Here is a 22,867-nt window from a genome sequence, read left to right as displayed (position 1 = left end):
TGGCTATCAGTAACCGCATGAAGAAGGATCTGGCAATCCGGGCGTTAGATATGGCCGTTGCTTTGCGCCAACCACCGGAGGATTGCATTCACCATACGGATCGTGGTTCGCAATATTGCTCAAATGAGTATCAGAAGCGCTTGTCCAAGCACGGTTTCAAGGTCTCGATGAGCGGCAAGGGAAATTGTTATGATAATTCTATGGTCGAGACGTTCTTCAAATCCATTAAGGCTGAGCTGATTTGGCGCAACCGTTGGGACACACGCCGTCAGGCTGAAGGCGCGATCTTCCAGTATATCAACGGGTTCTATAACCCGCGCCGTCGCCACTCATCGCTTGGCGGGAAAAGTCCCTTGGCTTTTGAGCGAAAGGCCGCATAAATGAGTTCAGAGACCGGAACGTAAGCGGGACAAGACCAGTCGTGCATCTCTGGAAAACGATTTCGCAACAGCGACGGAAACGGACACCTCTGTTCTCAATAATCTTGAACATGAATGCCAGGTCCGTGAAGCGCATATCACTGCAAAGCTTGCTGCATTTGAGGCTGTCAGATCCCCACAAACAGACATGCTGGATGCTTGCCGTGATCAAGCAAAGGATTTGCTACAATGCCCGAAAACAGAGGCTGAACAACCCAAACCAGCTTCAACTCTGCAACTTCCGGCCGTGGTTAACATCCCGGAAAAGCCTAAGCCAAAACAGATCGAAGTCGCTGCCGCTCCCCCTGTATCAGTTGAAAATCTCACGACGCAACTACTGCGCAACATGCATGACGCTGCTCAGAATGCCAGGGCAACCAATCGCGCCAGCTATTCATCCGGTATTGCCGATGTGTATTGGCGCATGGCACAGACAGACGAATTCAGTGAAGATGTCGCCAAACAACGAGCGTCTGATTTACGCCTGTTTTCTCTTGTGACTGGCGTCACTGATGTCACGCAGATCAGGCAATTCCACCTGAGCCTGTACCGTGATGCCTTAGGAAAGATCCCCAAGAACTTTCTGCGGTCAGCCAAGGATGCAGATCTTACGATTTCTGCTGTTATGGCGCGGGCAAATCTCAACAACCCCACGACCAATGGCTTGTCTGCGAGCACAATGTCTCGCCACTTCAAATCACTGGAACTGCTCCTGAAACGGGCAAAATCTGAGGGCCACACATTAGAAACGGATCTAGATGTGTCGCTCCTGAAACCCAAAGTCAAAGCCAATACACCCGCTCATAAACGGCGTGCAGTGTTCCGACCTGAAGAAGTGAAGCAGGTCTTCGCCCATTCCGCGTGGCAAGGTTGTCAAAGCGACGGCAGGCGCCATGCTCCCGGAGAAAACATGATCAGGGATGCCAAATTCTGGGTGCCTCTCATTCTTACCTATACAGGCGCGCGACGTGCGGAAATCGCCGGGCTTCTGGCGGAAGATGTGGCGACAGTTGCCGGCATCCCCTGCTTCCACATTCGCGCCAACACATACCGCGGTATTAAGGGCGAAGGCGGAGAAATTGAAAAGAGCCGGATCATCCCTGTTCATCCCCACCTGATTGAACTTGGACTGCTCGATCATGCTTCATCCCACGTCACTTCCCCAACCGGATTGTTGTGCCCGGACATTCTTCCGAAGAAACGCATGAAGGACGGACATCAGAGACAAGTGGCCAAAATCGGCGAATCCCTGGATGATTTCTGGCGCAAGTCTTTACACCTGTCGTTGAACGGAAATCCGCGCAAACTCTGTATGCACAGCCTGCGTCATTACGTGAACCACAGCTTCATCCATAACAGGGACATTCACGAGGTCACCCGCTTTGATATTTTGGGACACGTCGAAAGCAGTGATGCTGCCCGATCAATCAACACCACCACATATCGCGATGAAACGGACGTGAAGGAAAAACTCGCTGCCATCGCATCATTGCCGTGTGTCTTTTAATCAGGCCCCACAGATTTACAGCTGGTCAAATGGCTTCAGGCTGAACTGAAACATGATCGTAAAACGCCTTAAAACAAGAATATCAATCTTCAATGAGGGAGATGTCTTCATCTTGCCGCCTTTTTCCTTTTCTGTGCTTTGCCTTTCGTTTCGCCCCTTTAGGAACGTAATTTTCGTTGAAAGCCTTCTCCACCAGCCACTCCTGAGGATGGCCAGGAAAACCGTCACCGAAATGGCGGATCAGATCAATGTAACGAAATCCCAAAGCCGATAGCTTGCAAATTTCATTCTTTTCTTGTGCAGATTGCACGACCAGGCCACCGCCTTTGGGAACCAATGTGATCCCCTTTCCCAGCAAGTCATCAATCAATTCATTCCATGTCTGCGAATTTGATACACCTGCCTGGATGAGAGGCGTCAGGATCTCTGGCTGACAGGCTTCCGTGTTTACGTCAGAGCTACCAGTATTGGGTGGGTCTTGGACTTTTGTCTCTGGAGCAGTCACATCGTCTTGCGAGCTCTCTTCTTCAGACATTTCAGCCGGTTCGCCAATGGGTACACCCGGCTCTCCTGATCGAAAAATAAACTCTGGCAGCACTGATTCCCATTCATCGCGCTTCAGTTGATCCCTGTGTTTCTCATCATTATCTGACTTACGCCATTTGACGATCGCACCAACATAACCTTCCAATAAATGGTGATTTACCGGCGGATTCCAAGAACCAGACATACTGCCTAAAACACGTCGATAGCCATCCAGAATTGTCCAGAATTTACCATCAAAGTGCAGCGTCACAGGATCTCCGACCTTTGCCCCTGCGACAGCTGCATGAATTTCATGACGATCATATTTGCGCCCGGCAAAGGACAGAAACACCATATCCAAAGATGGCAGCTGATAAATATTATGATCCGTTGCGCTATCAGAAACATCCGGCATGACCTTGCGCCGGACGATCGCATCAACAGAATCTGACAACAAAGCGTGAGGGCCCGAGCTCATGACCGTCAAAGTTTGCTGGGCACGCGTCATGGCCACATAAAACAAACGCCGTGGTGCATCCAGATCTTCCTTGCCTGAGCTGTTATCCCAACCACCGTTCAGAATGACCACATGATCAAATTCCAGCCCTTTGGCCCGATGAGCTGTCAGCAAGAGCAATCCCCGTTGCTGTCCGCGCGTATCGCGTGACCATTCTGCAAGCCATTCCACAATATCCGGAACCGACATGGATTTGGTGCCCAGCTCTCTGGCCAGTTCAGCAATGCCTTCGGCCAGAAGGTCGATCCACTTGTTACGTGTCTGTTTGTTCAGCACATCCAGGATACCCTGAATACCCAATAGATCGCCGGCCTTTTGACGCAGGCCTGCTACAAGAGACTGTGTTTCCCTGAGGCGCCAGATATTTGGCAAAGTCTCGTTTGCCATTTCCACCTCAATCCCCTGGTGTTCTGCATAAGCGCGCACTGCGTTTAGCTCTTTCCAGTTGCGCGAAACCACGGCCGTACGGCGCCAATCCCACTTTGGGTCCAAATGCGACAGGCGCATGAGTTCATCTACAGCCGCGACCGCCTGCGGGGTGACACCCGTGGGGACATCCAGGATCTGCACACGCCCCTGCGCAACCGTATCTGCGCCTTCCATGCGCCCACCGCGCATCCCCTGGGAACGTGCTTTGTTTATGCGGATGTCGTGGTCTGTTTTCATTCGATCAGAGGCACTGGCAATGACTGTGTTAGACGCGTCAACGATATGCCGTGTTGAACGGTAGTTTTCGATCAGAAAGGCTGGTTTAGCCTTATAGTCTTCTTCGAAACGGCGAATGTAGTCGATAGATGCACCTTTGAACGCATAGATGTTCTGATCATCATCACCCACGGCAAAAAGGCTTAGCTTTTGGTCTGCATCATCAAGTGAACGCCCCGCCACTGCTGAAATCAGGGCGTATTCTTCGGAACCAATATCCTGATATTCATCCACCAGAATCCAGCGACACCCCTGGATCAGGCTGTCACGCTGGGCCTCCGCTTCGGATTTGCTGAGCCCTTCCCCTTCAAGTTGACGGACGGCTTCATTGACCACATTGTCAAAGTCTTCAGACGCGGCCCGCACGCCAGAAAAACTGGCCCCGACCAGTTTCATTGCAAGTGAATGACAGGTCGAAATCGTCACGCCATTGGCCTCATCGCCTATCAGGTTGCGCAGACGAACACGGATCTCGGCAGCGGCATGGCGATTGTAAACCAGAACAAGTACACCTTGCGGATCTTCCCGTCTCACCCGCAAAAGATAAGCAATACGATGTACCAGAACACGTGTTTTGCCTGATCCCGGCCCCGCAAGAACCAACACATTGGTTTGCTCCCGATCATCCGCCACAATATTTTGCTGAACCTTATTACCCAGACCGTCAACAATCTTGTCCCAGCTTTTGCTGGTCGTCTGGCGTTTGGTTTCCCTTCCCATGCCCGGCATCCAGCGCTTCATGAACTGATCTTTGTTGAGCAGAAAATAGTCCTCGGACAACCGGCTTGCGTCCATCATGGTCTTCAGGCCGGTTTCGGCATAACTGGCCATGACACGGGTTTGCAGCGTCTGTTCCGCGTAATGTTCTTCAAGCGGCAGGAAGTCCGATTGCGTGAACTGTCCCCCTTTTTGGTCAAGATAGACCGTCATCGCCGAGCGAAAGACCGTCATCCCCTTGCCCAGCGTCAGAACACCCTGTTCATGCAACCACAACAGTGACCTTTCCAACAGTTTGGTCATGTCCTTTACGCCGCTCGTTTTCAGCAGCCCATCCTGCGTTAACTGTGCCAATAGATCACCGACCGTCGTTTCGATCTGCAAATCCTTGCCACGTGCGCCTTTGTCCAACCTGCCAATCAGATAGTTCAGCAAAAGCGCTGCAGCCTGCCAACGGACTTCGGATGTCTGGGAAATGACCTTCCAAGGACGTTGGATCGTTACCAGCAACGTATCGCGGCTTACCTTGCGCAACCTGATGTTACCCTGGCCCCCGTCCTGTCCGCGCCCATCACGTGCCATGCCCCGCAACAACTTGTCGATCAGATCGGGCTGAACAACCGGGTGCCCTTGATCCCTGAGACGTTGGCAGGTTGCGGCAAAGTTCAAAGGATTGGGAACAGTGTCATCCGCCTCCGGTGCCATTTCCTGCATTAAGGCAATAAGGTCTTTTTCAAGGTTGGACGCCTGCGAAAGTCGCGCAATTGAAGCATTCGCCACACCAACATGCACGAATACTGTTATTGCAACATCATTCCGAGCGATCCCGAGGGTTTCCAGGTCCGCCATTGCCTTGGACAAAGCCCCGGCAGACAGGCCGCTTAAGCCACAAAGGACATCCGTTGAAATCCCTTCATCCGCAGGTGACGACATGAGATGTGTTACAATCGAAAGCAATTCTTTGCGCCGGGTCCCTGTGATATCTGCGCCATCAAGCCGTCTTTTGGCTTCTTCAAGCGTGTGAACTTGCAATGATGATGGAAAGATCTGCACCCGGTTTTCTTCGCGGGATACAAGCTTTGCCTCTTCCAACCAAGACACCGCAGTTTTGACGCGCGTATCGTCGGTATCATTGTTGCGATCAAATTCGTGATCCTTTTCAGACCGAACGATTTCCCCGGCTGTGGCCACGACTTTGCCAGTTTTCTTGGTTCGCTCATCAATACGCCGCAACGCCTTAAGAATCGCACCGATTTGGTGACGCGCCAGACGAGAACGGGCCGTCAGCCTGAACTGACGCTCAACATCATCGGCCGCAAACAATAAAACACAATTTGCATCTTCGCGATCACGCCCTGCGCGCCCTGCCTCTTGCAAATAATTTTCCAATGATCCCGGAATATCCGCATGAACCACCAATCGAATATCCGGCTTATCAATGCCCATACCAAAGGCATTTGTCGCGGCAATCACCCGCAATTCACCTACGCGGAAGCGTTCCTGCACCGTTTGCTTGTCATCCGCCGTCAGACCCGCATGGAAATGTTCCGCATCCATGCCCTGAGATTTAAGAAACTCAGCGACGCGTTCCGTTTCTTTACGGGATGAACAGTAGACAACAACGCCAGATCGCCCTTCCTGGGGAAGGAATTCGTCAATCACATTCAGCACATCGGATAATTTACTTTGCTTCGTGGTTGGCCGCACCTCAAAGGTCAGATTTGTTCGCGAAGCCCCGCCATCCAGCGCTAACAACTCAACGCCTGAGCGCGTCGGCATTGTGCTTTCACCGCTGGCCTGGACTTTGGGGGAAATCGGCGCGGAAGAAAAGCTTTGGGCGCCACAGGAACTTGATGTGATGTTGCGGGGAACGATTGTTCACGACGTTCTGGAACACTGCTTTCCACCCGATTGCGAACTGCCAGATGATGCTGAAATCTCAACCGCAATCCCCACCTATGTCTCAAACGCCCTTGATCGCTGCGCACCATGGTTGCTGGATGATGAATGGGCGTTGGAACATAAAAACCTTATGGTTGAGGTTGAAAAGTCGACCTTGGCCTGGGCTCAGTTCCTGCGTTCAGCCGGTGCAAAAGTCATTGGCACCGAGAAACACCTGCAAGGTGCAAGCCCAAGCCTGAACATTCGCACCCATGGTTATGCAGATTGTATTCTGGAGCTACCGGATAAACGCATTTTGGTCGTCGATCATAAAAGATCAAAATCCACAAATCGCATCAAACGTCTGGAGGCGCAATCTGACCTTCAGGTCACGCTTTACAAAGAAATGTTGCTAAACCCTCAGGGGGATGACGCCTTGGATCTACGTGCGACAGGGGCTGATAGCATCATTGCCGCCTATCACACAACGATGGATCATTCAGTCATTGTAAGCCATGAAACCAAGCATATCACAGGCACCCAGGCCGTAAGTGGTGACATTTCAAGCACCACCACCAGTCTATTATCTGAACGCATTAAAGATCTTACAGTTGGAAATGTCCCGCTGAATTCAATTTCTGATGCTCATATTTTTGAAAAAGAATTTTGCATCACCCCATACGCGTTGGACGGAAATCGTCTTGTGCAAGCTTTTATGGTTGACGATCAGGAGGCCACCGAATGAACAATTCCCTCACAATTGTCCCCGCGGGTGCAGGCTCTGGCAAAACCTACCGAATTGAAACCACACTTGCAGATTGGCTGGATAAAGATGAGGTCCGTGCGGATCGCATCCTTGCTGTGACCTTCACCGAAGCCTCCGCGCGTGACATGAAATCACGCATCCGCGCGCGCTTGCTGCAAAGTGGGCGCAGCGATGACGCCCTTGCCCTTGGTCGCGCTTATGTTGGGACGATCCATAGCTTGGGACAAAGGTTGCTTACAGAACACGCCTTCGCTGCAGGAAACGCGCCAACATCTCGCTTGTTAGAAGACACCGAACGGGATCTTCTTATCCGCAGTCAGATTGGCAAAGCCCCCTCTTTGCAGCCCATTGCAGAAAATCTTAGCCGCTTTGGCTATCGCTTTACCCCGCAAGGCGGCACTGCCGAGGATCAGTTTCGCGGTAAAATTCTCAGCACGATTGATCTTCTGCGTAATTTGGGCCCCCGTGGCAGTGATCCAAAATTGCTGGATGACCTTATCGACACCATGAAGGTTGACTACGGCAAAACAAAAAAACAGAATAAACTTCATGCTGCTCTGAAATCTGCCGTCCAAAATATGTTTAAAGCATTTCCAAACGATGTCTCAGAAACAGTTTCCGCAAAAACCCGGCGCGCAACCTTGCGCGCAGATCACCAATTGATCCGATCGGCTGCCCAAACAGATCGCCTTCAAACAGACTGGGCTGCTTGGCAAAAACTGCGCTCTCTTTTTATCTCAAACAGCAACTCCAAACTGCCCCAAGGTTATGACGAACTTGCGGAGGCGATCATAGAAGCCGCCGATGGTCTGGAACTCCATCCAGGCCCTCTCAATGATGCCATCGAACATATCACGGGCCTAGTTAATGGCGCTCAGGAGATCGTTGCGGCTTATGATATGGAAAAGCGCCAACGTGGTCTGATCGACTATGCGGATATGATCGCACGCACCGAAGAGATCTTACGCGAAACCCCAGACACGCTCCAAGCTGTCCTTGGGGAAATCGACTGCGTGGTGATTGACGAATTCCAAGACACCAACCCCGTACAATTCGCACTTTTGTGGCGATTGGCCCAACACGCGCCCAAAGCACTGATCGTTGGCGACCGCAAGCAGGCCATCATGGGCTTTCAGGGCGCTGATCCGCGCCTTTCACAGGCTTTAGACGACCAATTCCCGGATGCGTTAGATCCCCTGCGTTGCAATTGGCGATCCGTACCCGAAGTTATGGAATTCGTGAATTCAGTGGGGGCTGGACTATTTGGTACGGACTACGAAGCGCTTACCCCGCAAGCGGCCCCTGGCTGTGCCAATTCACCAATCCAATACGTCAACGAAATCAGTATACTGCTATCAATCTGCTACGCATGAAAAAAGGGCTCGCGAAATGCGAACCCTTTGTTTTCTTTGAACTGTATGTTCTTCGCGATTAACGCTTAGAGAACTGGAAGCTACGACGCGCTTTGCGCTTACCGTATTTCTTACGTTCAACAACACGACTGTCACGTGTCAGGAAGCCAGCGGCTTTCAGAACTCCACGCAAGGAGGGTTCATAAAGCTGCAGCGCTTTAGAAATACCGTGCTTAACCGCGCCAGCTTGGCCTGTCAGACCGCCACCTTTAACAGTTGCGAAAACGTCGAATTCACCTTCAACGCCAGCAATCTGCATAGGTTGACGCAGGATCAGCTGAAGAACAGGGCGCGCGAAATACACGTCTTGGTCTTTGCCGTTCACAACAACTTTGCCGGAACCTGGTTTGATCCAAACGCGGGCAACCGCATCTTTACGTTTACCAGTTGCGTAAGAGCGGCCCAGTTCGTCACGAACAGGTTCGCGTGGCTCAGCAACTTCTACGAGTGCTTCCAAAGATGTAACACCTTCAGCAACAGTGTTCAGCTCATCGAGAGATTTGATATCGTCAGTCATGATCAGCTGCTCCGCGTGTTTTTCTTGTTCATGGCCTTAACGTCCAGAACTTCGGGCTTCTGTGCTTCTTGGCCGTGCTCAGCACCAGCGTAAACGCGCAGATTGGTCATCACTTTACGTGACAATTTGTTGCCTGGCAGCATGCGCTGAACCGCTTTGGTCACAACACGCTCAGGGTGGTCACCCTCAAGGATTTGACCGATTGAGCGTTCTTTGATCCCGCCCGGATGGCCAGTGTGCCAGTAAAATTTCTTGTCTTCACGTTTCTTGCCGGTCAGCTGAATTTTGTCAGCATTGATCACGATGACATTGTCACCCATGTCCATGTGTGGCGTGAAAGACGCTTTATGTTTGCCGCGCAAACGCATAGCAACGATCGAAGCAAGACGACCAAGAACAACGCCTTCAGCGTCGATCAGGATCCATTTCTTGTCGATGTCTGCTGGTGTAGCAGAGAAGGTTTTCATAGGAGTAACCCCAAGTTTGAAGATTCAATGAATGACAACATGCCATTCGTAATTCGATATGGGGGTTTTATAGGTTCCACGTGCACAGTCAAGTGCACAAAGATCGCATTAATTGTTTAAAATCAATACATTGCAAATATGGTATATAAATACCCCCAAATATTTGTGTTTTTTCGCCCCTGTTTGAGCCCCTATTGAGGGTTTCCAGCCGGAGGGATCGAATAGGTCAGTGATGCACGTGCAACGGGGCGGCTGTCCCCTTCAGAACACAGCAAGACATCACCGACCACCAGTGAACGTCCCATTTTTAAAACTCGGGCTGTGCCAATCAGATCCGTATTGGCCACGGGCTTGCGCATAAAATCGATCGAACAATTCGTGGTCACGGCCAAAGCCACCTTGCCAAGGCGCGCCAAAATTGCAGCGTACATGACACAGTCAGCAAGCGCGAACATGGAAGGGCCAGACACCGTTCCCCCGGGCCGCAGGTGGCGATCAGATGTCAGCAAGCGCATCACGGTTTCATCGCCTTTGATCGCCTCAATGCGGAAATCCTGTGCGACTTGGGGGAAAATCTCCGCCATATAGGTTTCAAGCTCGGGGATGGTCATTTGAAACGTCATAGTTTGCCTCGTGAATATCTTTGGCGTAGCTTGGCGCAAACCTCAGAGGGGAACAAGATGGGCGATTTAATTTTACGCAACGATACAGACACAGGTGTCACACGGCTGGCCCTAAATTCGGATCGCAACCTAAACGCTTTGTCTGACGCAATGCTTGCGGAACTTGCACGCCATCTTGACGAGATCGCGACGGACACCTCCACCAAGGTCGTGATCATTTCCGGTGAAGGTCGCGCCTTTTGTGCGGGGCATGATCTGAAAGAAATGACCGCCAAGCGGCAGGCCGATGATGGCGGGCGCGCCGGGTTTCTTGACCTTTTCCAACGTTGCAGCAGCGTGATGCAGCGTATCACGGCCCTGCCCCATCCGGTTATCGCACAGGTGCACACCATTGCCACCGCCGCCGGATGTCAGCTGGTGGCAAGCTGCGACATGGCCTTGGCTGCGGAAGGTACGCGCTTTGGGGTGAATGGCGTGAACATTGGCCTGTTCTGTTCCACCCCAATGGTTGCTTTGTCCCGCAACATCGGGCGCAAAAAGGCCTTTGAACTGCTCACAACCGGCACATTCCTTGATGTGCGCGAAGCGGAAACCTTAGGTTTGATCAATCGTATTGCCCCCCCCGAAAGCCTTTACGCAGAAACACAAGCATTGGCGGAACTCGTGGCGTCAAAACAATCCTCTGCGGTTAAGATTGGTAAAGAAGCCTTTTACAAGCAACTCGAGATGCCGGTTTCTGATGCCTATGATTACACGGGCACGGTGATCACCGAAAACATGTTGTTGAAAGACACAGAGGCCGCGATTGATGCCTTTATCAATCGCAAGACATAACCGACCTCAGTTTCGGCCTTGAAATACCCCGTCTGGGTTGCGTTGGGGACGCCTTCGCACCCCCAACCTTGGTCGGTTACAGCTTATAGATATCGCTGAATTTCGCTTCGAGATAATCCATCAAAGGGGCCTCGGTTGGTTCAAATCCACAGGCGGCCACGATGGTCTCACGCGGATCACGCAATCCGCCATGTTTCTGAAGGTTCTCGCGCAGCCAGTCCGTGGCCGGGCTTGTGTCGCCTGCTTCAAGACTTGCATCCAGATCAGGTACAGCTTTGCGCATCGCCTGGTTCAAGTTGCCTGCATACACATTGCCAAGGCTGTAGGTCGGGAAATAGCCGAACAGACCGACGGACCAATGCACATCCTGCATACAGCCGTTGGACATTTTATCGACCGCAAAGCCAAAGTCCTTTTCAAAGCGCTCATTCCAGGCGGCAGGCAGATCAGCCACGGCCAGATCACCCGAAATCAGGGCTTGTTCAAGATCAAAGCGCAACAGCACATGCAGGTTATATTGCAGCTCGTCCGCTTCCGTCCGGATATAGCCATCATTCACCCGGTTCACAGTGCCATAGAACTCATCGGCGTTCTCAACGCCAATCTCGCCAAACGTTTCGCGCACAGCACCATACATCCAAGATGTAAACGCACGGGACCGCCCGATTTGGTTTTCATAGATCCGGCTTTGGCTTTCATGCACGCCCATAGAAATGCCGCGCCCCAATGGGGTCAGCAAATGCTGGTCATCAATGCCAAGTTCATAGCAGGCGTGGCCAACTTCGTGGATCGTAGAATAGAAACAGTTGAACGGGTCGTTTTCCACAGTGCGCGTGGTGATCCGGGCTTCTTGACCAGAGCCAAGCGAAAATGGATGCACCGCACGGTCAATGCGGCCATGGTTAAGGTCATATCCAAAACGTTCCGCCAGAACATGGGCGAACTTCATCTGATCATCGCCGGTGAACGTCCCTTCCAGACTTTTCGGCTGATGGGAGGACCCTTTCACCTTATCAAGCAGCGCCACCAAGCGCGGACGCATGGCGTCAAACATCGCACCAAGACTGGCAGCGGTAGCACCGGTTTCATAATCCTGCACCAGCGCATCATAGGCATTGCCCATACCGTCTTCGCCCTGCGCCATGGCTTCGCCTTCTTCAACACGCAGTTTGATGACTTTTTCAAGGGTGGGTGCGAATGCGGCAAAATCTTCCTTGGCACGGGCATCTGCCCAGATCCCCTGCCCGAGACTGGTTTCACGCGCCAACGCTTCGGCCAGATCGGCGGGGATTTTGGAATTACGCGCAAATTTGCGTTTGATGATCCGCAGATTGGCTGCCTCAACCTCTGTCAGGTTTTCAAGAGACGCTTTTTCGATCCAATCGCCCATGCGCGGATCGGTGCGACGGGCATGCAAGATGGCCTCCATCGCTTCCATTTCTTCGGCGCGCTGCGCGGTCGCGCCCCGCGGCATAACGGTTTCCTGATCCCAAGCAAGACGCTCAGACGTCTGGTTCAGGGCTTCGGTGCGGCGTTGAAACGCCATAAGTTCGGAAAAACTGCTCATTTTCTTAGTCCTGTCTATCAGTCACGTACAGATTGTTCTTTTGGATAAAGGGCCGCGAAACGTGCCCGAAGGATCAACACCCAAAGGACGATCGCCCCAAGCTGATGCATAATCGCAAGGCTCAAGGGCGCGGCATTCATGACGGTCACAATGCCTAAAACGGCCTGCATCGCCATCATCACGAGAACCACAGTAAAGGCCCCTTTGGTAAAGCCATTGCCGGCCCCCCGTGATTTGCGCCACGCTATGAAGGCAAAGATCAGCAGAAGATATCCCGCAAGCCGATGCACAAATTGCGTCAAGGCGGCGTTTTCAAAGAAATTCGACCAGAGCGGAACAAGCATAAACATGTCATCGGGGATGATTTGTCCGCCCATATAAGGCCAATCGATATAGCCCCGCCCCGCATCAATGCCCGCAACCAGCGCCCCCAGAAGGATCTGTAAGAAGGCAAAATGCATCAGGCCCGTTCCCATGGAAAACAGTTTTTTGTCTTTGCCACGACGCGCTTTGATCAAACCGGCCTCAGACCGGGTCAACGCCATCATATGCCAAGCAATCAAGCCCAGAATGATAAAGGCCAAGCCCAGGTGAATGGCCAGTCTGTAAGACGCCACATCAACCATGCGCCCGGACAGGCCGGATGACACCATCCACCAGCCAATCGCGCCCTGAAGACCACCAAGACCACCCAAGATCAACAAACGTTGGGTCCAGCCCGTGGGGATTTGACGGCGCAGCAGGAACCAGAAAAAGCCGATTGCCCAAACCAAGCCAACAAAGCGACCAAGGAAACGATGCCCCCATTCCCACCAATAGATGGATTTGAAACCTTCCAGATCCATCGCGTGGTTTTGCAACTGGAATTCGGGGATCTCTTGGTATTTGGTGAATTCCGCAAGCCAGGCGGCCTCATCCAGTGGTGGGATCGCGCCGGTCACAAGGTTCCATTCGGTGATTGAAAGGCCACTGTCAGTCAGGCGCGTCAGCCCGCCCACCAAGATCATGGCGGCAACCAGAACGAACAAGATACCAAGCCAAATACGAATTGGGCCGCGTGCGCCTTTGGATTTCGCATCGATCATTCCGGTCCGCGCGGCTTGGGCGACGGGCTGGTCTGTGCTGACCTCTTCAAAAATACTGCGTTTTTGGCTCATGGCTGGCTCCCTTAACTTATGGAGAACCTATGCCTGCACTCGCCTCTCTGCAAGATCGGAAACGCGCTTAGTCGTCGCGTTGTTTCCAACGCACCATCTGGCGCATAACACCGTGCAAGGTTTGCACATCCGCACGCGTCAAAGGCATGCGTGACCACAGGTTGCGCAAGTTCAGCTTCATATTATCTGCTTTGGTTTCCGGGAAGAAAAACCCCGCATCGGCTAGGCGATCTTCATAGTGTTCCGCCAGTTTTGCGATCTCAATCTGGGGCGCAAATTCGGTTTTTGCCATTTCCATGCTTTCTGCGGGCATCTCATGGGCGTCTTGGCCCCATTCATACGCGGTCAACAGCACGCATTGCGCCAGATTGAGCGACGCGAATTCCGGGTTCACCGGCACTGAAATAATCGCATTGGCACGCGCCACGTCTTCATTTTCAAGACCTGCGCGTTCCGGGCCGAACATCACACCCACTTTTTTGCCCTCGGCAATCAAAGCGCGTGTATGGGCCATAGCGCGTTCCGGGGTCATAATTGGCTTGGTTAACCCACGATGACGCGCGGTTGTGGCAAACACATAATCACAATCGGCAAGGGCCGCATCGGTGCTGTCGAACAATTGGGCTTCATCCAACAAACGCCCAGCCCCCGAGGCCATTGCGTCTGCTTTTGGGTTGGGCCACCCATCACGCGGGCTGGTGATGCGCATGCGATCCAAGCCAAAATTCCACATGGCACGGGCCGCACCCCCAATGTTTTCGCCCATTTGCGGGCGGATCAGAATGAAGTTCGGTTGTGCAGATTTGTCAGTCATATCGGGCCCCAGATTATGATGCCCCCTGATAATCTGCCCTTTCAGCCGGTGCAAGTCGGCTCCGTACACCAGCAGATTCCATTTCTTTATGTTGAAAACTCCGCACGAACTGCAGATATACTAAGGTATAGGGGGACAGTTGCGATGATTGACCAGGGGAAAGATGACGTTCGATTTGTGCGTTTAACCGAAATATCTGAGGAGACAATACAACAGCATATGTCAGATCCGAAAGTGTCAAAACACATGCCGCTTATGAAAACAGTGTGGAACATCAATGCAGTCCGACAGTTTGTTAAAGCAAAAGAAGCGCATTGGAAAATCAATGGACTTGGACATTGCGCAATCTTGCATCGTGGTGAATATGTCGGCTGGGGCGGATTTCAAAAGGAAGGCAATGACTGGGATTTTGGCTTGGTTCTTAATGCCGACAGCTTTGGCCTTGGTCTAAAAATCACTCGGATCGCTTTGGACATGGCCAAAAAAGACGAGCGGATCCCCTATGTAACGTTCCTGCTTCCGCCATCCCGCATAAACCTTGGGGCCTTTAAGCGTATGGGCGCCGAGGAACACGGCCAGGTCACCTATGAAGGTGATGCGTTTCTTAAGTTTCGCCTAGATACCTCCTAATTGCGGCCCTAGGCCACGCCCCCTTTGCCTTATGCGCAGAATGGGCGTATAGGGGCGCAAAGCCGCGAGAAGGAAACGGAAATGTCCGCAGACCCCACCCCAGAAAACGCCTCAGAAAAGCCACAGATCTATTTGATCACGCCTCCGGAATTCGAACTTTCTGAATTTTCGTCCCGTTTGGGGCAGGTTCTGGACGCCCATGACGTCGCCTGCGTGCGCATGTCTATGGCGACGACGGATGAAAGCCGCCTGTCACGCGCGGGCGATATTTTGCGCGAAACCTGTCATGCGCGCGAAGTTGCTATCGTGATGGAAAGCCATGTTTTGCTGGCTGAAAAACTGGGGTTCGACGGGGTTCACCTGTCCGATGCCAACAAAGGTTTGCGCAAACTGCGCGACACATATGGCCCTGATTTCATTCTGGGTGCCCATTGCGGAACCTCACGCCATGATGGATTGAACGCAGGTGAAGCTGGTGCCGACTATATCAGCTTTGGCCCGGTCGGCGAGACCCTCACAGGTGACGGCAGCCACGCTGAATCCGAACTGTTCAAATGGTGGTCTGAGGTCGTCGAAGTGCCCGTGGTCGCTGAGGGTGTTTTGGATGAAGATCTCATCAGAACCCTTTCCCCGATAACAGATTTCTTTGGCATCGGCGACGAAATTTGGCGTCACGAAGATCCCTCAACTGCACTGGCCAAGCTGATCGCCGCGATGTAGGTCCGATCCTTCACTATATATATATATCCTACAGGCCGCCCCATCAGCGGCCTGTTTTCATTTCTGCATTCAAAATCGATCAAATAGTTTCGGTATACATTTGCATACTGCCTTCCCTTTCCAACATAAGTCGGTTAGAAAGCGTCAAATTCGATTCCAACTCAAGCCCAACCAAAGAGGCCTCTCATGACCAAAATTAAGGTAGAGAATCCCGTCGTAGAACTCGACGGCGACGAAATGACCCGCATCATCTGGCAGTTCATCAAAGACAAATTGATCCTGCCATACCTTGATCTTGATCTGAAATATTATGATCTTGGCATCGAAGCACGCGACGAAACCGACGACCAAATCACCATTGATGCGGCCGAAGCGATCAAAAAATACGGCGTTGGCGTTAAATGTGCGACCATCACCCCGGATGAAGCCCGCGTTGAAGAATTCGGTCTGAAGAAAATGTGGCGCTCGCCTAACGGCACAATCCGCAATATCCTTGGTGGCGTTGTCTTCCGTCAGCCTATCATCTGTTCCAACGTTCCACGTCTGGTTCCAGGTTGGACACAGCCGATTGTTATCGGTCGTCATGCTTTTGGTGATCAGTATAAGGCGACTGACTTCCTGTTCCCAGGCAAAGGCAAACTGACGATGAAATTCGTTGGTGAAAACGGCGATGTCATTGAAAAAGAAATCTACGACGCCCCTGCTGCCGGTGTTGCGATGGGCATGTATAACCTTGATCAATCCATCATCGATTTCGCACGCGCATCTATGAACTATGGCCTGAAATTGGGTTGGCCTGTGTATTTGTCCACCAAAAACACCATCCTGAAAGCCTATGACGGTCGTTTCATGGATCTGTTCCAGAAGGTGTTTGACGAAGAATTCGCTGATAAATTCAAAGCTGCTGGCATCACATATGAGCACCGTCTGATCGATGACATGGTTGCTTGCGCGATGAAATGGAACGGTGGTTTTGTTTGGGCTTGTAAGAACTATGACGGCGACGTTCAGTCTGACACTGTTGCGCAGGGCTTTGGTTCACTTGGCCTGATGACGTCACAGCTGATGACCCCAGATGGAAAAATCGTGGAAGCCGAAGCGGCACACGGCACAGTGACCCGTCACTTCCGTCAGCACCAGGCTGGTAAAGAAACCTCCACCAACTCTATCGCGTCTATCTTTGCATGGACTGGTGGTCTGAAGCACCGCGCGAAATTGGATGATAACGCACCGCTGATGAACTTTGCCGAAACGCTTGAAAAAGTCATCGTGGACACTGTGGAAGCTGGCGACATGACCAAAGATTTGGCCCTGCTCGTTGGTCCAGATCAGAAATGGCTGACCACAATGGGCTTCCTCGAAAAGGTAAACGAAAACCTGTCCAAAGCACTTGCGGGCTAAACCCTTCGCATGATCACTTTAAAAAGGCGGTACGTGACAGCGTGCCGCCTTTTTTCTTTACATATATGCTATAAGTATCATGCGGTAAGTTAAGGGAAAACAATGTCAAAACATGTCCGATCAACGCCGCCAGAAGGCCATAAAGAACCGCATCGTCAAGCTGGCCATGCCTGGTATGAGGATGCGATCGCGATTGGTTTGGGCACTTTGATGTGCAGCTTCTCGGTGGCGCTGTTGACGCATCTTGGCTTGATCACCGGCCAGACAGCGGGCCTTGGGGTGTTGCTGTCTTATGTCACTGCATGGGAATTTGGTACGATCTTCTTCATTCTGAATATCCCGTTTTATCTTTTGGCCTATTTCCGGCTGGGGGTTGTGTTTACGCTAAAGACCTTCGCCGCGGTTGCGGTCGTATCTATGCTGATGCAGATCATGCCTGACATGGTGCAATTCAACCATATAAACCCTTGGTTCGGTGCGACTTTATCAGGTTCCCTTGCTGGGGCTGGCTTGTTGATTATGTTCCGTCATGGCGCAAGCCTTGGGGGGATTGGCGTGTTGGGCCTGTATATTCAAGAACGCACGGGCTTTCGCGCCGGCTGGTTTCAGCTGGGCGTGGATGCGGTGATTTTCATCATTGCGCTGTTCGTGCTGGATCTGCCGCTTGTGGGGTTTTCGCTGCTGGGTGCGGTGATCACGAACCTTGCGATTGGCATGAACCACCGCAAGGATCGCTATATCGCGCGTTAAGGCTTCACGCAGAAAGGTTGCAGATCAACGGTATCTTGGGTGAAGGTTGCGATCTGACCGGGGGGCAATTCGACCCATCCGTCCTGCCCGTCTTCTAAGGGTTCTGAAACCACCATCCAGCCTGCGGATGTCTCGCAACGACGATAGTAAACCGTAGGCGCGATGTGATCCGAACTGGCCCGTGCTGCGAACAGACGTTTGCCATCAGACATCGCGACTGACAGACGCAAATGGGGTGTTTCCCCCTTCTCACGCGACAGCATATCCAGATCACGTGCTGCCTGACACAAGGCTTTGGCAGGATCCGTATCAAGCCCATGATACAAGGCACGCAAGAACAAAACTTCACTGTCCGTCGCACCTTTGCGTTCGTGATATAATTCCTCTGGGATCAACATGTCAGCACTGCGACGGAAGTTCTCAAACCCTCCGATTTGACCATTATGCATGAAGCTCCAGTTGCCACTTGCGAAGGGATGACAATTGTTGCGGCTGATCGCAGAGCCAGTGGATGCCCGAACATGCGCAAGAAACAGGCCAGACCGAATTTGACGCGCGATAGAGGCAAGGTTCGGATCGGACCATGCGGGCAAAACATCACGATATAGACCAGGTTGCGGACGGTGGTCATACCACGCGACACCAAACCCATCGGCGTTGATGGCAGTCTTTGCCTCTTCCGCGGCCTTGCTTTGCACAAGCAAAGAATGACCAGGGTTTTCAATCACCTGATCGAGAAATATAGGTTGGCCAATAAAGGCGGCCCATCTGCACATTGTTTAGATTTCCTTCACATACGCGATACAGGCTAGCGTATAAACATTAACCAACGAAAAAACAGGCAAACCTCACAGGGGTTGCCCGTTTCTTACGTTGTGATTTCTTACATTGAAGACCTTCGTGGTATTATTTGCCGCGATTATGTGTCTTTGCATACATTTCAGCGATCATTTTGCTGGCGGTTTTTTCAAACAGGCACGGGATCACCGCATGCACCAAAGCCGCAGAGGCCGCGAGGAACAATTTGATTGAGAACTTGCCCGCAAAGGCCGCGTGTTCAAGATAGCTTTCCTCAACGGAACGTGGGTGGTCGAGAAATACTTTATCAATCATGGGGCTTATCCTGTTATGCCTTATCCGGCGTTTCGCGTTTCCCTAATTTACAAAGAACCGCGTGAGAAGTGTTCCCGTATTTCAATCAATTTCGCTTGATGCGGTGACATTATCTCGATAAATTCATCCTTATGGTGACACTTGATGAAATAGACCGCAAAATTTTGAAACTTCTGCAACGGGATGCGTCTCTTAGCTTAGAGGCATTGGGCGAATCTGTTGGCCTGTCGCGCAACGGCTGCTGGCGGCGTGTGAAAGCTTTGGAAGATGTGGGCGTGATCATCGGGCGCGTCACCTTATTGGACCCCGAGAAAATTGACTTGTCCCTCACAGTATTCATCCAAATTCGCACGAAATCACATGATGCGGATTGGTTGCAACGGTTTGCCCGCGCCACCCGTGAGATGCCCGAAATTCTGGGGGCCTACCGGATGACCGGTGATCTTGATTATCTGATCCGGGCGCGGGTGCGTGATGTGAAAGATTACGACGCATTATATCAGCGCCTCATTTCAAGGGTGGACATGTCGGATGTTTCGGCGTCATTTGTTATGGAAGAATTGAAAGAAACCACGCAACTGCCATTGTAAGCGCCCTACCCTGAAGGTCTTGAAATGCCGAAACAATATTTCTTCCTGATGATTGCCGTGATCTGTGAAACCATTGGCACATCCGCGCTTGAAGCCAGCCAACAAATGAGCCGCATCATCCCGGCCATCATCGTGGTCATCGCCTATGTGATTTCATTTTACTTCTTATCCCTCACCCTCAAATACATGCCTGTTGGTATCGTCTATGCGTTGTGGTCCGGTCTTGGCATTGTGTTGATCGCAATCGCGGGCTGGGTGATCTTTGGGCAAACCCTAGATTTCCCAGCAATCCTGGGTCTGGGCATGATCTTGGGTGGTGTTTTGGTGATCAATCTTTTTTCAAACAGCGCAACACATTAACCGTTGCCGTAGGTTTTTACATTTAATGCTGGCTTTTTCGCCCTATGCACGATAGGGCGCCCGTAACGCATTACATGGCAGGACGGACCAACCGATGGATCTTCGAAATATCGCAATCATCGCTCACGTTGACCACGGCAAAACGACCTTGGTAGATGAGCTTCTAAAACAATCCGGTGTATTCCGCGACAACCAAGCAGTTGCCGAACGCGCAATGGACAGCAACGATCTGGAACGCGAACGCGGCATTACGATTTTTGCGAAACCCACATCTGTGGTTTGGAAAAACACACGCATCAACATCGTTGACACCCCAGGTCACGCTGACTTTGGTGGCGAAGTTGAACGTATCCTGTCCATGGTTGATGGTGTTGTTCTGCTGGTTGACGCCGCTGAAGGCCCAATGCCACAAACAAAATTCGTGACCTCTAAGGCGCTTGCGCTGGGTCTGCGTCCAATCGTTGTTGTGAACAAAGTTGACAAATCTGACGCGGAACCTGATCGCGCGCTGGACGAGTGTTTTGACCTGTTTGCAAGCCTTGACGCATCTGACGAACAGCTTGATTTCCCAACCATGTACGCATCTGGCCGCAATGGCTGGGCTGACATGGAATTGGACGGTCCGCGCAAAGATCTGACGGCAATGTTCGATCTTGTACTTGAGCACGTTCCAGCGCCTGCACAGATTTCACGTCAAGATGAGCCTTTCCAAATGCTTGCAACCACATTGGGTTCTGACCCATTCTTGGGTCGTATGCTGACTGGTCGCGTTGAAGCGGGCACATTGAAAGCGGGCGAAAGCATCAAAGCGATGTCTCGCGATGGCGATCTGATCGAAAATTTCCGGGCCACCAAGATCATGGCGTTCCGTGGTCTTTCACAGCAAGAAATTCCCGTGGCAGAAGCCGGTGACATTGTTTCCATCTCAGGCATGACCAAATCTACTGTGGCAGATTCACTGTTGGCGCCTTCCGTTGACACGCCCCTGCCCGCGCAGCCAATCGATCCGCCCACCATCACTGTGACTTTTGGTATCAACGACAGCCCATTGGCTGGCCGCGATGGCAAAAAAGTTCAGTCTCGTGTGATCCGTGACCGCCTGATGAAAGAAGCTGAAGGCAACGTTGCGATTAAGATTTCTGACACGCCTGGCGGTGAAGCCTTTGAAGTTGCCGGTCGTGGCGAACTTCAAATGGGTGTTTTGATCGAAAACATGCGTCGCGAAGGGTTTGAGCTTTCAATCTCTCGTCCGCAGGTTTTGTTCCGTGATATTGATGGTGTTCGTCATGAACCCATTGAAGAAGTCACCATCGATGTGGATGACGAATATTCCGGTGTTGTGATCGAAAAAATGACAGGTGTGCGTAAAGGCGAATTGGCTGAAATGCGCCCTGCCGGTGCAGGCAAAACCCGCATTATCGCCCATGTTCCTTCACGTGGTCTGATCGGGTATCACGGCGAATTCCTGACCGACACGCGCGGCACTGGTGTTCTGAACCGTGTGTTCCACGACTGGGCGCCACACAAAGGTGCAATCCCTGGCCGTCGCGCTGGTGTTCTGATCTCCATGGAAAACGGCACATCCGTTTCCTATGCTTTGTGGAACCTAGAAGATCGCGGCAAGATGATGATTGGCGCACAGGTTGACGTTTATCAGGGTATGATCATTGGTCAGCACTCTCGTGAAAACGACCTTGAGGTGAACCCGTTGAAAGGTAAGAAACTGACCAACGTTCGCGCTTCTGGCACCGACGAAGCAGTGCGCCTGACAACACCAATCACCCTGTCTTTGGAAGAAGCGATTGCTTACATCGACACGGATGAGCTGGTCGAAGTTACGCCAAACAACATCCGTCTGCGCAAGCGTCACCTCGACCCACACGAGCGTAAACGTCACGCACGTTCAAACGGATAAGCGCCATTCGCCCCTTTCGGGTGATGAGTATTTAAAGCAAGATGAAAGGCGGTCTAATTGGGCCGCCTTTTTCCATTCGTGCCCGAATTCACCTGCAATGACTGAGCCAAAAAACAAGATGTACTCAGCGCAGAATATTGGAATGTCATTCATCCACAAGGCTATGACTTAAGTTGTGGTTCATGCTCGTGAACTATGTACGATCAGACACCAGCTGGATGATAACAACCTCAGATTAAGTTTGGTCTTTTAGGGCTAAACATCAGGTAGTTGACGCATCAAACAATTCGCGACTGAACCGCATACTATCAGCGGGAGCACTCAGAAGAACGAATGCGATTGGTTCGACAACATCACAGTTGGTCTTGTCGCGGTTTAGTTCCGGTCTCTTTCGAGCAATGTTTGCTATGAAGGAGATAGAGAATGGCAAAGAGATACACAGACGAGTTTCGGCGTGATGCGGTGCGCATGGCGGCGACGAGTGGCTTAACGCGGCCTCAACTTTCATCAGATTTAGGGGTTGGGCTTTCGACGCTGAACAAATGGGTTCAACAGCATCAACACGATGACCTGATGTCAGGACCGCATGAAGACGTTGAGAAGGAGAACACGCGGCTTCGCAAGGAAGTCCGTCTGCTGCGCGAGGAGAGGGAAGTGTTAAAAAAGGCGGCAATCTTCTTTGCAGGCCAAAGCCGGTGAGATTTGCGTTCATCGACGCCTGGAAAGAAGAATGGCCAGTTGAGTTCCTGTGCAAAGTTATGCGGGTCACATCACGTGGTTTTCGCGCGTGGCGGGTTCGCCCGATGAGCCAGCGTCAACGCGATGATATGGTGATCCTGGCTCACATCCGTGAACAGCATCGCTTAAGCCTGCAAAGCTATGGGCGGCCTCGGATAGTCTTGGTTGGAACGTTCAAAGGATGGCTGTTCCCGTGGGAGCAGAAAGATGAGAGACATGCTG

21 protein-coding genes and 2 pseudogenes are annotated in these 22,867 nt (G+C 51.8%); 14 read left to right on the top strand and 9 right to left on the bottom strand.

Translation table 11 applies throughout. From position 1 onward, the window contains the following. Both RJ38_RS15500 and RJ38_RS15495 read left to right on the top strand, forming a co-directional pair. On the top strand, positions 1–380 hold a 380-nt coding region (locus RJ38_RS15500), incomplete at its 5' end, for an IS3 family transposase (protein ID WP_039019796.1). Positions 381–567: 187 nt separating this feature from the next. Further along, a complete protein-coding gene (locus RJ38_RS15495; protein WP_039019790.1) occupies positions 568–1,926 on the top strand; it encodes a site-specific integrase in 1,359 nt (452 codons plus the stop codon). Between the two features lie 82 nt (positions 1,927–2,008). Here RJ38_RS15495 and RJ38_RS15490 read toward each other — a convergent pair. Continuing rightward, positions 2,009–6,214: pseudogene (locus RJ38_RS15490) on the bottom strand (UvrD-helicase domain-containing protein); the annotation flags it as partial. Between RJ38_RS15490 and RJ38_RS15485 the strand changes: the two are divergent. Together RJ38_RS15485 and RJ38_RS15480 are read left to right on the top strand one after the other, a co-directional pair. Further along, positions 6,171–7,016, top strand: a complete 846-nt coding sequence (locus RJ38_RS15485) for a PD-(D/E)XK nuclease family protein (protein ID WP_039019789.1) — start codon at positions 6,171–6,173, stop codon at positions 7,014–7,016. The pseudogene RJ38_RS15490 and the gene RJ38_RS15485 overlap by 44 nt on opposite strands. Continuing rightward, positions 7,013–8,410: a UvrD-helicase domain-containing protein gene (locus RJ38_RS15480; RefSeq protein ID WP_052245467.1), complete on the top strand. Its 1,398-nt coding sequence runs from the start codon at positions 7,013–7,015 to the stop codon at positions 8,408–8,410. The genes RJ38_RS15485 and RJ38_RS15480 overlap by 4 nt, the downstream gene beginning before the upstream one ends. 58 nt (positions 8,411–8,468) lie before the next feature. Here the strand turns inward: RJ38_RS15480 and rpsI are convergent, their stop codons facing one another. From rpsI to RJ38_RS15465, 3 genes are all read right to left on the bottom strand, one after another. Beyond that, the gene (gene rpsI / locus RJ38_RS15475; RefSeq protein WP_039019788.1) at positions 8,469–8,966 is read right to left on the bottom strand and encodes a 30S ribosomal protein S9; all 498 of its coding nucleotides are present in this window, start codon (positions 8,964–8,966) and stop codon (positions 8,469–8,471) included. A gap of 2 nt (positions 8,967–8,968) precedes the next feature. Beyond that, positions 8,969–9,433: a 50S ribosomal protein L13 gene (gene rplM / locus RJ38_RS15470; RefSeq protein ID WP_039019787.1), complete on the bottom strand. Its 465-nt coding sequence runs from the start codon at positions 9,431–9,433 to the stop codon at positions 8,969–8,971. A gap of 191 nt (positions 9,434–9,624) precedes the next feature. Next, positions 9,625–10,056, bottom strand: a complete 432-nt coding sequence (locus RJ38_RS15465) for a PaaI family thioesterase (RefSeq protein ID WP_052245466.1) — start codon at positions 10,054–10,056, stop codon at positions 9,625–9,627. 57 nt (positions 10,057–10,113) lie between these two features. Between RJ38_RS15465 and RJ38_RS15460 the strand changes: the two genes are divergently transcribed. After that, positions 10,114–10,890, top strand: coding sequence for an enoyl-CoA hydratase (locus RJ38_RS15460; protein ID WP_052245465.1), 777 nt, complete (start codon positions 10,114–10,116; stop codon positions 10,888–10,890). Between the two features lie 76 nt (positions 10,891–10,966). On the opposite strand, the gene RJ38_RS15455 is transcribed toward RJ38_RS15460, so the two are convergent. The 3 genes from RJ38_RS15455 to RJ38_RS15445 form a co-directional block, all read right to left on the bottom strand. Beyond that, on the bottom strand, positions 10,967–12,457 hold the full coding sequence (locus tag RJ38_RS15455; protein WP_039019786.1) for a carboxypeptidase M32: 1,491 nt from the start codon (positions 12,455–12,457) through the stop codon (positions 10,967–10,969). Positions 12,458–12,474: 17 nt separating this feature from the next. After that, entirely contained in the window at positions 12,475–13,614 is a 1,140-nt protein-coding gene (gene ctaA, locus RJ38_RS15450; RefSeq protein WP_039019785.1) for a heme A synthase, read from the bottom strand. Between the two features lie 67 nt (positions 13,615–13,681). Beyond that, positions 13,682–14,428, bottom strand: a complete 747-nt coding sequence (locus RJ38_RS15445) for an RNA methyltransferase (RefSeq protein WP_039019784.1) — start codon at positions 14,426–14,428, stop codon at positions 13,682–13,684. Between the two features lie 219 nt (positions 14,429–14,647). Here RJ38_RS15445 and RJ38_RS15440 point away from each other — a divergent pair, with 219 nt between their 5' ends. The 4 genes from RJ38_RS15440 to RJ38_RS15425 all read left to right on the top strand — a co-directional run bounded on the left by RJ38_RS15440 (position 14,648) and on the right by RJ38_RS15425 (position 17,929). Continuing rightward, the gene (locus RJ38_RS15440; RefSeq protein ID WP_238321727.1) at positions 14,648–15,058 is read left to right on the top strand and encodes a hypothetical protein; all 411 of its coding nucleotides are present in this window, start codon (positions 14,648–14,650) and stop codon (positions 15,056–15,058) included. An 81-nt stretch (positions 15,059–15,139) separates the two neighbouring features. Next, positions 15,140–15,778: a thiamine phosphate synthase gene (locus RJ38_RS15435; RefSeq protein ID WP_039019782.1), complete on the top strand. Its 639-nt coding sequence runs from the start codon at positions 15,140–15,142 to the stop codon at positions 15,776–15,778. A gap of 186 nt (positions 15,779–15,964) precedes the next feature. Beyond that, positions 15,965–17,179, top strand: coding sequence for an NADP-dependent isocitrate dehydrogenase (locus RJ38_RS15430; protein ID WP_039019781.1), 1,215 nt, complete (start codon positions 15,965–15,967; stop codon positions 17,177–17,179). A 102-nt stretch (positions 17,180–17,281) separates the two neighbouring features. Beyond that, entirely contained in the window at positions 17,282–17,929 is a 648-nt protein-coding gene (locus RJ38_RS15425; protein WP_082005787.1) for a YitT family protein, read from the top strand. On the opposite strand, the gene RJ38_RS15420 is transcribed toward RJ38_RS15425, so the two are convergent. Next, a complete protein-coding gene (locus RJ38_RS15420; RefSeq protein ID WP_039019780.1) occupies positions 17,926–18,705 on the bottom strand; it encodes a class II glutamine amidotransferase in 780 nt (259 codons plus the stop codon). The genes RJ38_RS15425 and RJ38_RS15420 overlap by 4 nt on opposite strands. Before the next feature lie 130 nt (positions 18,706–18,835). Then, the gene (locus RJ38_RS15415; RefSeq protein WP_202903899.1) at positions 18,836–19,042 is read right to left on the bottom strand and encodes a DUF6356 family protein; all 207 of its coding nucleotides are present in this window, start codon (positions 19,040–19,042) and stop codon (positions 18,836–18,838) included. 131 nt (positions 19,043–19,173) lie between these two features. Here RJ38_RS15415 and RJ38_RS15410 point away from each other — a divergent pair, with 131 nt between their 5' ends. The 5 genes and pseudogenes from RJ38_RS15410 to RJ38_RS15390 form a co-directional block, all read left to right on the top strand. Continuing rightward, positions 19,174–19,632 (top strand): Lrp/AsnC family transcriptional regulator, encoded by a 459-nt coding sequence (locus RJ38_RS15410; RefSeq protein WP_039019778.1) that lies wholly within the window; start codon positions 19,174–19,176, stop codon positions 19,630–19,632. Positions 19,633–19,656: 24 nt separating this feature from the next. Continuing rightward, the gene (locus RJ38_RS15405) at positions 19,657–19,992 is read left to right on the top strand and encodes a DMT family transporter (RefSeq protein ID WP_039019777.1); all 336 of its coding nucleotides are present in this window, start codon (positions 19,657–19,659) and stop codon (positions 19,990–19,992) included. 94 nt (positions 19,993–20,086) lie between these two features. Beyond that, positions 20,087–21,907, top strand: a complete 1,821-nt coding sequence (gene typA / locus RJ38_RS15400; RefSeq protein WP_039019776.1) for a translational GTPase TypA — start codon at positions 20,087–20,089, stop codon at positions 21,905–21,907. 423 nt (positions 21,908–22,330) lie between these two features. Continuing rightward, positions 22,331–22,606 (top strand): IS3 family transposase, encoded by a 276-nt coding sequence (locus tag RJ38_RS15395; protein WP_039016955.1) that lies wholly within the window; start codon positions 22,331–22,333, stop codon positions 22,604–22,606. Beyond that, a pseudogene (locus RJ38_RS15390) lies at positions 22,603–22,867 on the top strand (hypothetical protein); the annotation flags it as partial. The gene RJ38_RS15395 and the pseudogene RJ38_RS15390, both read left to right, overlap by 4 nt.

The organism is Halocynthiibacter namhaensis (assembly GCF_000812685.1).
Lineage (GTDB): Bacteria > Pseudomonadota > Alphaproteobacteria > Rhodobacterales > Rhodobacteraceae > Halocynthiibacter > Halocynthiibacter namhaensis.
Note: the sequence above shows the minus strand (reverse complement) of the source record. Positions and strands in the feature narration are given on the sequence as shown.